This window comes from Streptomyces sp. TSRI0107 (assembly GCF_001905845.1).
In the GTDB taxonomy this organism is placed as follows: domain Bacteria; phylum Actinomycetota; class Actinomycetes; order Streptomycetales; family Streptomycetaceae; genus Streptomyces.
Genome location: NZ_LIVZ01000011.1, coordinates 349,318 through 359,431, shown reverse-complemented (window position 1 = coordinate 359,431; position 10,114 = coordinate 349,318). Strand labels below are relative to the sequence as shown.

Here is a 10,114-nt window from a genome sequence, read left to right as displayed (position 1 = left end):
GCACGGCACCAGACGCCGCTCCCTGATCCGGCCTGATCGACGAGACACCCCCTAGTTCCAGCTCCGCGACCCCACCTGTCCCGGCCGAATCGGCCGGGACCGTTGACGCGCTCCCGCACCACCTCTACCTTCTGGTCGACCATTCGTACGACGTTCGAGATCTCGAACAACTTCATTCCATGAGTCGGACCACACAGCCGAATCACTCCGCAGAGGAGCAGCACATGGCACCGCCCCTCTCCCGCCGAGCCCTTCTCCGCACCACGGTCCTCGCCGCGGCGACCCCCGGCCTGGCGACCGCCGCGGCGACGGTCCCGGCCTCCGCCGCCGACCTCCCCGCGCCGGACGCCTGGACCCTGCGCCCGTTCCGCCTCAAGGACGTCACGCTCGGCGACGGCCTCTTCGCCGTGAAGCGGCAGCTGATGCTGGACCACGCGCGCGGTTACGACGTGAACCGGCTGCTCCAGGTCTTCCGCGCCAACGCCGGCCTCCCCACCGGCGGCGCCGTCGCCCCCGGCGGCTGGGAGGGCCTGGACGGCGAGGCCAACGGCAATCTGCGCGGCCACTACACCGGGCACTTCCTCACCATGCTGTCCCAGGCCTTCGCGAGCACCGGCGACCAGGTGTACGCGGAGAGGATCCGCACCATGGTGGGCGCCCTCACCGAGGTCCGCGAGGCACTGCGCCGGGACCCGGTCGTCCTGTCCACGGACGGCAGGTTCGGCACGGCGGCGGAGCAGGTACGGGGCTCCTACCAGTACGTCGACCTACCGCCCACCACCCTCGCCGCGAGCCCGGCGATCACCCTCGCGGCCTGGGCCAGACCCAGCCACGACAGCACGTGGGCCCGGGTCTTCGACGTCGGCGACGACACCACCCGCTACCTGTATCTGACCGCCCGCAACGCCGACGGCGTCCCCCGCTTCGCCCTCACCACCGGCGGACCCGGCGCCGAACAGGGCCTGAACGGCACCGCTCCCCTCCCCCTGGACCGGTGGAGCCATCTCGCGGTGACCATCGCCGACGGCACCGGCACGCTCTACGTCAACGGCACCGCCGTCGCCCGCGACACCGCCATGACGCTCACCCCGGCGAGCCTCGGCACCCCCGCCCACGCCTGGCTCGGCCGCTCCCACTTCCCCGCCGACCCCGTCTTCGCGGGCGCCTTCGGCGGCTTCGACGTCTGGTCCCGCGCCCTGACCGCCGCCGAGATCACCGGCCTGCAGAGCAGCCGCGCCGCCGATGCCCCGGCCGGACGCGGCGACCTCGCGTCGTACGCCTTCGACGAGACCGCCGGATCCGCCTTCGCCGACACCTCCGGCCGCAGGCTGACCGCCACCCTGCGCCGTGCCTGGGGCGGGCCGAGCCACCCCGGGTTCCTCGCCGCGTACCCGGAGACCCAGTTCATCCAGCTGGAGTCGATGACCAGCGGCGACTACACCAGGGTCTGGGCGCCGTACTACACCGCGCACAAGATCCTGCGCGGGCTGCTGGACGCCCACCTCGCCACCGACGACGAACGCGCACTCGACCTCGCCTCGGGCCTGTGCGACTGGATGCACTCCCGGCTCTCCCGGCTGCCGGACGCCACCCTGCAGCGCATGTGGGGCATCTTCTCCAGCGGCGAGTTCGGCGGCATCGTCGAGGCGATCATCGACCTGCACGCCCTCACCGGCAAGCCCGAGCACCTGGCACTCGCCCAGCTGTTCGACCTCGACCGGCTCATCGACGCGTGCGCCGCCGACACCGACGTCCTCGACGGGCTGCACGCCAACCAGCACATCCCGATCTTCACCGGGTACGTCAGGCTGTACGACGCGACCGGCGAGGAGCGTTACCTCACCGCCGCGAAGAACTTCTGGCGGATGGTCGTACCGCACCGCATGTACGGCATCGGCGGCACCAGCACCGGCGAGTTCTGGAAGGCCCGGGACGCCATCGCGGGCACGCTCGGCGCCACCACCGCCGAGACCTGCTGCGCCTACAACATGCTGAAGCTCAGCCGGACCCTGTTCTTCCACGAGCAGGACCCCGCGTACATGGACTACTACGAGCGGGCCCTTTACAACCAGGTCCTCGGCTCCAAGCAGGACGAGCCGGACGCCGAGAAGCCGCTCGTCACCTACTTCATCGGGCTCACCCCCGGCCATGTCCGCGACTACACGCCCAAGCAGGGCACGACCTGCTGCGAGGGCACCGGCATGGAGAGCGCCACCAAGTACCAGGACTCGGTGTACTTCGCGCAGGCCGACGGCAGCGCCCTCTACGTCAACCTCTACAGCCCCACCACCCTCACCTGGGCGGAACGGGGCGTCACCGTCACGCAGACCACCGACTACCCGCGCGAACAGGGCACGACGCTGACCGTACGCGGCCGCACCGGCGCGTTCGCCCTGAAGCTGCGGGTGCCGTCCTGGGCGACCGCCGGATTCCGCGTCACCGTCAACGGCCGCCCCGTCGACGGCACCCCCACTCCCGGTGGCTACTTCACCGTGCGGCGCACCTGGCGCAGCGGCGACACGGTCCGGATGAACATCCCCTTCCGGCTGCGCGTGGAGAAGGCCCCGGACGACCCCTCACTCCAGACCCTGTTCTACGGACCGGTCAACCTGGTCGCCCGCAGCTCTTCCACGGACTACCTGGAGTTCGGGCTGTACCGCAACGCCGCGCTCTCCGGCGACCTCCTGCCCACCTTCACTCCGGTGGCCGGGAAGCCCCTCCACCACACCCTCGACGGCACGGAGTTCGCCCCGTTCTTCGAAGGCACCGAGGACCCCACGCACGCCTATGTCCGGCGCTCCGAGCCGCGCGTGATCCTCGGCGGCACGGACTCCGGCGTCGCCAACCCGGCCAGGCCCGACGGCACGACCCTGCTCGACGAAATCTGGGCAGGGGCGCCGTTCGCGGGCAAGGGCGCGCTGGTCACACGGGTGCGGACCACCGTCAAGGCGTGGGTCGGGGCGGGGCTGCTGAGCGGGGCGGACGGCGAGCAGATCGTCGCTACGGCGCGGAAGGCGTCGTACGTCTCCTGAGCTGCCGGCCTTGGGCGCCGCGCCGTTCGCCTAGGGGGTGTCTCGTCGATCAGGCCGGATCAGGGAGCGGCGTCTGGTGCCGTGCATCGCAAGGCGTAGGAGGGAGTCGACGCGATGGGGGTCCCCCCTGCTCGAGCGGAGCCGAGAGCTTGGGGGAGTCGGGGACCGACGACAACGCGGCGAGGCGCGGTGCCAGACGCCGCGAGCCCGGCATGATCGGCAAGACACCCCCTAGGACCGGCGGCGCGGCTTGCCCCGGCCCTTCGCGCCGCCCTTGGGGGCACCCTTGGCGCCGCCCTTGGCCGCACGGGCGCCGGCCGGGGGCTTGCGGCGGGCCGCGGCCTCGGCCCGGCCCTTCCCGCTCTTCGCGTCCTTCTCGGTCTTCGCGGTCTTCCCGGCCTGCTCGGACTGGGGGCGCGTCCGGCCCCTCGTGCTGTTGACCGTCCGGCCGCGCACGATGCCGATGAAGTCCTCGACCAGGTCGGTGGTGGCGTCCTCCGGCCAGGACAGGGCGACGCTCGACTGCGGGGCGTCCACGAGCGGCCGGTAGGTGAGGTCACGGCGGTGGTGCAGCCGGGCCAGCGACTGCGGCACGACGAGGACGCCCACGCCCGCCGCCACCAGCTCGATCGCGTCGGCGGTGGTGGCGGGACGCTCGACCGCGGGCTTGCCGGGCAGCCGCTCCCACTCCAGCACGTCGTCCAGGGGCTGCCAGACCACGTCGTCCGCGAGGTCCTCGGTGGAGACCTCCTCCGCGGCGGTGATCAGGTGGTCCTTCGGGACCACGACGACCGTCGTCTCGGTGTAGAGGGGGATGGCGCTGAAGACCGTACGGTCCACCGGCAGCCGGACCAGGCCCGCGTCGGCGGCACCGTCGCGCAAGACGTCGGACGCCTCCGCGGCCGGGACCGAGAGGAGGGTCAGCGGGATGTCGGGCTGGCGCTCGTTCCAGATGCGGACCCACTTGGCGGGCATCACCCCGGGCACGTACGCGAGCCGGAACGAGGGGGAGTCTTCCGAGCCGGTCACCCCGCCAGGTTACCGGCTGTGGTCGGACGTCTCCGCCGCGGCCGATAGTCTGGACTGCATGAAGTCGCACCAGAGCACCCAGACGATGAAGCCCGCGACCGCGGCGAAGAAGCTGGGTGTGTACCTCCCCGCCACCCCCACCGAGTTCCAGGAGGGTGTCGTCTCGCGCGCCGAGCTGAACGAGCTCCAGGCCAACCCGCCGGAGTGGCTGCGGGAGCTGCGACGCAACGGCCCGCACCCCCGCCCGGTGGTCGCGGCGAAGCTCGGCGTCTCCATCGCCGGCCTGGCCCGCGGCGGGGTCACCGAGGCGCTGACCACCGAGCAGATCGACGCGCTGAAGCAGGACCGGCCCGAGTGGCTGGAGAAGGAGCGCGCCACCCAGGCCGAGGTCCGCAAGGAAGCCGCCCGGCTGAAGCAGCGCGACGCCGAGCGCGCGCAGCAGGGTGACGCGGGCGCCTGACACACCCCTGACAGCCGGCTGCCATCGCACTGCCAACCTCCCTGTCATCCGCACCGGGCCGACGCCCGGGGTGGAAGGTTCGGAACCGTCCTGTGACGACCCGTTCCGATGGGAGTATTCGGATGAAGGCACTGCGCCGTGTCCTGGTCTCCGCCGCGCTGACCCTGTCGCTCGGCGGTCTGCTGGTCCCCGAAGCCGTCGCCGTCCCGGCGGCCGTCGACGTCGTGGCGGCCGCCGCGCCCAGCTGCCGCGCGGGGGACAATCTCGACGAGGTGGCCGCCAAGTTCATCTCCCGCTGTAAGAAGGGCTCGATCCGCCGCGAGTTCCCCAGTGACCGCCTGTCGCGCACGCTCGGCCAGATCTACGACGGGAAGCTGCGGGGCGACCGCGACGACGTGAAGGCCTGGAAGCTGCTGAACGACCGCCGCTTCGACAAGTAGACAAGGCGACATCGGGCACAGCCGACCTCAAGCAAGGCGACAAAGCGACACTCTGGAGCCAGCGTGACCGAGCGACACGGCATCGACCAGCCGACCGACCTGCCCTTCGTCGCCCTGGTGGTGATGGAGGCGACCACCGCCGAGGCGGGCTCCCCTGAGGGCCCCCTGTACCAGGAGAACTTCGTCCTGGTGCACGCGCCCGACGAACGCTCCGCGCGCGAGCGGGTCGAACGACGGGCGCGGGACGCGGAGACCAGCTACCTCAACGACCGCGGGCAGACGGTCACCTGGCGGCTCAAGGCGGTCGTCGACGTCAAGGAGGCCGAGGACACCGACCTCGCCAAGGACGCCGACCTGTACACCCGGCACTTCCGCGACTGGGCGGCGTACGCCCGGGTGGAACCGCTGCTGCCGCGGGACGGCGAGCCCGCGTAGGCCGCGCGGCTGTCGTGCGCCGGGAGCCGTGAACCGGGCCGGTGGGTACCGCTACGTACCGGGCATGCGACACGACACGACAGCCGCCGCCCCCGCCGGGGCGGGACGCGACCGCCCCGCGCCGGTCCGGGACAACCCCTCCCTGGCCACCGTGACCGGCACGGAGCTGGCCCGGCTCCGCCGGGGCTTCCTCGCCTGGTACCACCTGCTCGCCCCGGTGATCATCACCGTTCCGCTGTTCCTCGGCGCGCTCGGCTCCTCCGAGGCGAAGGCAGGCCAGACCTTCGAGGTGTTCCGGAACGTCACCCTGGAGTTCTGGGGCGTCCTGGTCCCGATGACGGCCGGGCTCGCCGCGGCACTCTCCGTCCGCGCGGACCAGGACGCCTGGCGGCTCCTGTTCTCCTACGGCGTCCCGCGCGGCCGGTACTTCATGGGCAAGGTCGCCGCGCTGGGCGTGCTGGGCTTCGTCTCCGCCTCCGTCCTGCTGGTCATGCTCGCGTTCGGCGCCATGCTCAGCGGCCGCTTCCCGGCGGCCCTCGGCACGGTCGCCGCGGCGGTCTATCTGCCCTGGCTGGTCGGTCTGTCGATGACGGCGCTGGCGACGCTGGTGGCGATGGTGTGGGGCATGGGCCCGAGCATCGGCGTCGGCGTGGCCGGGCTGCTGTGCGGGGCGCTGGTGTCGGACAAGGCGTTCTGGTACCTGGTGCCGTTCGCGTGGCCGATGCGGGTGGTGCTGCCCCTGGCGGGCATCGGGCCGAACGGCGTGCCGCTGCCGGAGGACAGTCCCGTCACCGACCCCGGGGCGATCCCGGTGGCGCTGCTGCTCGCCGCGGGCCTGACCGTCGTCCTCCTCCTCGTCGGCCGGCTCCACATGATCCGTAAGGAGATCTGAGATGGCCCAGGCCCAGACGCCCGCCCTGCTCATCCGTGATCTGCACAAGCACTACGGCGCCCACCGCGCCCTCGACGGGGTGGACCTGACGGTCGGGACCGGTGAGGTGTACGGCCTGCTCGGGCCGAACGGCGCGGGCAAGACCACCCTGATGAAGGCCCTGCTCGGCCTCCAGCGGCCGACGGCCGGCACGATCGAGATCCTCGGCCGCCCCGTGGGCCGCGACAGCCTCGCCGAGGTCGGGGCACTGATCGAGGTGCCCGGCCTGTGGCCGCAGCTCACCGCCGACGAGACGCTGCGCATCCACGCCCGGCTGCGCGGGGTGCCGTTCGACTGGATCGACCCGGCGCTGGAGCTGGTCGGCATGACCGGGGCCCGGCAACGCAGGGTCCGTACGTACTCCCTCGGCATGCGCTGGCGTCTGGGCATCGCGGTCGCCCTGCTGGCCCGGCCCCGCCTGATCGTCCTCGACGAGCCGACGAACGGCCTGGACCCGGTCGGCATCCGCGAGATGCGCGGCATCATCCGCTCCCTCGCCGAGCAGCAGGTCGCCGTGCTCATCGCCAGCCACCAGCTCGCCGAGGTCGCCCAGGTCTGCGACCGCGTCCAGGTGCTCGTCGCGGGCCGCACCCGTTATGAGGGCTCCGTGGACGGACTCGCCGTCGACGGCGATGTCGAAGCGGGCTTCTTCCGACTGGTGGAGACGGCGGACGCGGGAATCCGCTGAGGAGTGGGTGGGACAGGCGGGGGTGGCCTTCCCGGCGGGGGCGGCCCAGGAGGGTCGCCCCCGCCGGCGTCAGCCTGCCCTGCGGATCTGGGCTCCCGGCCCCCCTCCGTCGTCCACCAGTCCCAGCTCAGCCGCGCGGGCGAGCAGCGCGCTGCGGCCGGAGACGCCGAACGCGTTGTACAGCTTGCGGATCCGGCGGTACATGGAGCGCTCCGAGCAGTAGGTGCGGCGGGCAATCTCCGAGACCGTCGCGGAGGAACAGAGCATGCGCAGCAGGTCGGTGTCGTATCCGGCCGGCACGACGGACGCGTGGGCCGCGGCCGGTGCGGATAACGCGCCATCGGGCAGCGCACACAGCCGCGTCTCGGAACGCCGGGCCCCGGGCGGGCGGTGGGCTCTGAACTGGGCGAGCAGCAGATCGATCTGCCGTTCGTCGGTGATGGCGAGGTTGAACGCGAAGTTCGCCCCGGCCCGGATGGCCTGGTAGGTGAGATGCCCGGAGACGCAGTCGGTGACCGCGACCAGCAGGGCCGCCGGATGCCGGACGCGCAGCGCCCGCAGCCGGTCGGCCTGGAGTTCGCTGAACACCGGCATGAGCACGGGCAGCCGGGGATCACCGGGCGCGGCGAGCTGGACGTCGTCGACGAAGTCGACCCGGTCGAGGCTCGCGAGCAGGGCACTGAGCGGTGTCCCCGGTGCGGAGCAGGGTGCCTCCAGCCCGTAGTGGGCGAGGACATGAAGACGGCTGTTGACGATGAGTTGCGGCAAAGCGTCGATCCCCCGTGGTGCGCGTCGCCGGACCGTACGGCTGGTCCGGCGAGGTGGTAGCAGGAACCGCGCCGCCCTCGAACGCTGCGGCGCGGTGCTGAAGGCAGCGGTGGTCAGCCGGCGGCCTTGCAGAGTTTGAGCGTCTTGGTCAGCAGCGACCCGAGGCTGATCGGATCGCCGTCGTCCCCGGCGGCCCGCAACGGCTCGATACTGCGGTATCCGGCGTCGCGCGCCCGGTCGTTGAGCGCGTAGGTCGTGCCGTCGGGAGCCGTGAAGACGGCTTCGTTGTCCCCGCGGCACTCGGCGGTGCCGTGGTCGACGGTCAGCGGCCAGGTGTAGCCGAGGTTCTTCTCACTGATCTCCTGGGTGGCGGAGGTCGGGCTCGGCAGTGGCTCCGGGTCGGTGGTGGCCGGGTCCGAACGGCCGCTGCCGCCGCAGGCGGTGACGAGGCAGCAGACGATCAGCGCGACACCCACCAGGGCGTGCGGGCCGGACGGTGCTGTGCCGCGGGTGCCGTCGGGGCTTCGACTGTGGTCGGGGCCTCGGGTGTGGTCGGGCTGGGCCTTGTCGGAGGTCCGTGTGGACGGTGGACAGCCGGGGTCTTGCGTCATCTGCTGGCTACCTCGCTCTCGGAAGAATCGGAAGAGTCGGAAGAGGTGGACGGTCCGGTGGTCTTGAGGAGGGCCGCGTAGCCGTCCTCCAGGGTGGGCTGGACGGGCCGGGCTCCGGGCGGTGGCGCGGAGGCGACGACCCGGTACTCGGGTCCGTCGGCGGTGGTGACCGCGCTGACCACGTCGGCTCCGGGCGGCGGTGCGGGGGTGCCGGCGGGCAGCAGATAGGTGCAGCCGGCTGCCTGGCTGACCAGGGCCGCGGTGCTGTCGTGGAAGACGAGCCGGCCCGCGGTGAGGACGGCGACCTCGGGGCAGGTCTGTGCGACGTCGTCGAGGATGTGGGTGGAGAGCAGCACGGTGCGGTCACCGCCGAGCGCGGCGAGCAGGGCGCGGAATCGCATCCGCTCGTGGGGGTCCAGTCCGGCGGTGGGTTCGTCCACGATCAGCACGCTCGGGTCGCCGAGCAGGGCCTGCGCGATGCCGATCCGTCGCCGCATGCCACCGGAGAAGCCGCCGAGCCGCTCGTGGCGCAGGTCCTCCAGGCCGACCTGGGTGAGCCGGGTCTCGACCTGCCGCCGCCGCTCGCGCCGGTCGTGGATCTCCTTGAGGACGGCGATGTAGTCCAGGAACTCACGGGCGGTCAGGTCCGGGTAGAGGGAGAGTTCCTGCGGGAGGTAGCCCAGGGTGCGTTTGACGGCGGTCAGGCCCGCGCTGGTGGCCAGGTCGTGGCCGGCGACGACGACCCGGCCGGAGGTGGGCCGCAGGACGCCGGTCAGGATGCGCAGCAGTGTGGTCTTGCCGGCCCCGTTCGCCCCGAGCAGGCCGACGGTGCCGCCCTCGATGTGCAGGTCGACGCCGTCCAGGGCGCGCCGGCCGCCTGGGTGGACCTTGGTCAGTCGCTCCGTCGTGATGTTCATCGCGGTCAGGCTCCGTGTCGTCGGGGGCGTGCGGCGAGGTGGCCGAGGGCGTGGCAGAGCGCGGCGGTCAGCAGCACGAGGGCGAGGTTGAGCAGGGCGGAGGTGCCGGTGACGTCCGGGCGCAGCGGACCGGTGCCGCCGCGGGCCGCCCAGATGCGGGGGGCGTCGGCCCAGGCGACCAGGGGGTAGCCGCCGAGCGGCGAGAACACCGTGCCGGTGGGGGTGGGCAGCGGTGAGAAGCGGGGCGGGAAGTGGGTCGCCCACAGCCATACCGCCACGACGACGGCACGGGCCGCGGCGACCGGCATCAGCAGCCCGAGCAGCCCGGCGAAGGCGGTGGCCAGCAGGGCGGCGGGCAGCACGGCCGTGCCGAGCGCGATCAGGGCGGCGGTGAGGGGTCTGCCGCTGGTCTCGGCGAGCGAGAGGACCGCCCCGTAGAGCAGCAGCAGCGCGGCGACGGGGCCGAGTGCGGCGAGCAGCGGGCCCAGGAGGGCTCCGGTGCCGCGGGGCAGCCGGCCGACAGCGGTGGCGGCCAGCAGCTCCGGCATGCCGCGCGCCTCCACACCGCGGCGCAGCCGGTCGGTGAGGGCGAGCGCCAGTCCGAGGGTGCAGAAGGTGTTGGCGAGGACCGCGGTGACGCCGACCCGGACGGCCGGGTCGGCCGGTCCGGTGACCACGGGAGACGTGACCGCGAGCAGCAGGGTCAGCGCGGCGAGCGGCAGCACCGCGGTCCAGACGACACGCCGCCTGACCGCCATCAGCGCCTCGTAGCGGATGGTCCACAGCAGCGCGGTCATGGGGCT

The 10,114-nt window shown here is 72.6% G+C and carries 11 protein-coding genes; 6 read left to right on the top strand and 5 right to left on the bottom strand.

The genetic code is table 11. The features are described 5' to 3' along the window. The first annotated feature begins 224 nt into the window (after nucleotides 1-224). Nucleotides 225-3,032, top strand: a complete 2,808-nt coding sequence (locus tag AMK31_RS29195; protein ID WP_073943658.1) for a beta-L-arabinofuranosidase domain-containing protein — start codon at nucleotides 225-227, stop codon at nucleotides 3,030-3,032. Between the two features lie 231 nt (nucleotides 3,033-3,263). Here the strand turns inward: AMK31_RS29195 and AMK31_RS29190 are convergent, their stop codons facing one another. Then, the gene (locus AMK31_RS29190) at nucleotides 3,264-4,061 is read right to left on the bottom strand and encodes a LysR substrate-binding domain-containing protein (protein ID WP_073943657.1); all 798 of its coding nucleotides are present in this window, start codon (nucleotides 4,059-4,061) and stop codon (nucleotides 3,264-3,266) included. A 58-nt stretch (nucleotides 4,062-4,119) separates the two neighbouring features. On the opposite strand from AMK31_RS29190, the gene AMK31_RS29185 reads away from it, so the two are divergent. From AMK31_RS29185 to AMK31_RS29165, 5 genes are all read left to right on the top strand, one after another. Next, on the top strand, nucleotides 4,120-4,521 hold the full coding sequence (locus AMK31_RS29185; protein WP_073943656.1) for a DUF5997 family protein: 402 nt from the start codon (nucleotides 4,120-4,122) through the stop codon (nucleotides 4,519-4,521). 122 nt (nucleotides 4,522-4,643) lie between these two features. Beyond that, nucleotides 4,644-4,961 carry a hypothetical protein gene (locus AMK31_RS29180; RefSeq protein WP_073943655.1) on the top strand — a complete coding sequence of 106 codons (318 nt, stop codon included), beginning with the start codon at nucleotides 4,644-4,646 and terminating at the stop codon, nucleotides 4,959-4,961. Nucleotides 4,962-5,024: 63 nt separating this feature from the next. Then, entirely contained in the window at nucleotides 5,025-5,396 is a 372-nt protein-coding gene (locus AMK31_RS29175; protein WP_079186973.1) for a DUF4288 domain-containing protein, read from the top strand. A gap of 64 nt (nucleotides 5,397-5,460) precedes the next feature. Further along, on the top strand, nucleotides 5,461-6,288 hold the full coding sequence (locus AMK31_RS29170; protein WP_079186976.1) for an ABC transporter permease: 828 nt from the start codon (nucleotides 5,461-5,463) through the stop codon (nucleotides 6,286-6,288). Between the two features lies 1 nt (nucleotide 6,289). Beyond that, complete coding sequence (locus AMK31_RS29165) at nucleotides 6,290-7,015, top strand: ABC transporter ATP-binding protein (protein ID WP_073943654.1); 726 nt, start codon at nucleotides 6,290-6,292, stop codon at nucleotides 7,013-7,015. A 69-nt stretch (nucleotides 7,016-7,084) separates the two neighbouring features. Here the strand turns inward: AMK31_RS29165 and AMK31_RS29160 are convergent, their stop codons facing one another. The 4 genes from AMK31_RS29160 to AMK31_RS29145 all read right to left on the bottom strand — a co-directional run bounded on the left by AMK31_RS29160 (nucleotide 7,085) and on the right by AMK31_RS29145 (nucleotide 10,108). Continuing rightward, nucleotides 7,085-7,783 (bottom strand): helix-turn-helix transcriptional regulator, encoded by a 699-nt coding sequence (locus AMK31_RS29160; protein ID WP_073943653.1) that lies wholly within the window; start codon nucleotides 7,781-7,783, stop codon nucleotides 7,085-7,087. Between the two features lie 113 nt (nucleotides 7,784-7,896). Next, nucleotides 7,897-8,259, bottom strand: a complete 363-nt coding sequence (locus tag AMK31_RS29155; protein WP_241842749.1) for a DUF2511 domain-containing protein — start codon at nucleotides 8,257-8,259, stop codon at nucleotides 7,897-7,899. 131 nt (nucleotides 8,260-8,390) lie between these two features. Beyond that, complete coding sequence (locus AMK31_RS29150) at nucleotides 8,391-9,311, bottom strand: ATP-binding cassette domain-containing protein (RefSeq protein ID WP_073943652.1); 921 nt, start codon at nucleotides 9,309-9,311, stop codon at nucleotides 8,391-8,393. 5 nt (nucleotides 9,312-9,316) lie between these two features. Continuing rightward, entirely contained in the window at nucleotides 9,317-10,108 is a 792-nt protein-coding gene (locus tag AMK31_RS29145; RefSeq protein WP_073943651.1) for a hypothetical protein, read from the bottom strand. Nucleotides 10,109-10,114 lie beyond the last annotated feature (6 nt).

What these genes read in the sequence shown, in the direction of transcription:
- AMK31_RS29165 (WP_073943654.1), top strand. Translation starts at nt 6,290, where the DNA reads ATGGCCCAGGCCCAGACGCCCGCCCTGCTCATCCGTGATCTGCACAAG.
- AMK31_RS29185 (WP_073943656.1), top strand. Translation starts at nt 4,120, where the DNA reads ATGAAGTCGCACCAGAGCACCCAGACGATGAAGCCCGCGACCGCGGCG.
- AMK31_RS29195 (WP_073943658.1), top strand. Translation starts at nt 225, where the DNA reads ATGGCACCGCCCCTCTCCCGCCGAGCCCTTCTCCGCACCACGGTCCTC.
- AMK31_RS29170 (WP_079186976.1), top strand. Translation starts at nt 5,461, where the DNA reads ATGCGACACGACACGACAGCCGCCGCCCCCGCCGGGGCGGGACGCGAC.
- AMK31_RS29150 (WP_073943652.1), bottom strand. Translation starts at nt 9,311, where the DNA reads ATGAACATCACGACGGAGCGACTGACCAAGGTCCACCCAGGCGGCCGG.
- AMK31_RS29145 (WP_073943651.1), bottom strand. Translation starts at nt 10,108, where the DNA reads ATGACCGCGCTGCTGTGGACCATCCGCTACGAGGCGCTGATGGCGGTC.
- AMK31_RS29180 (WP_073943655.1), top strand. Translation starts at nt 4,644, where the DNA reads ATGAAGGCACTGCGCCGTGTCCTGGTCTCCGCCGCGCTGACCCTGTCG.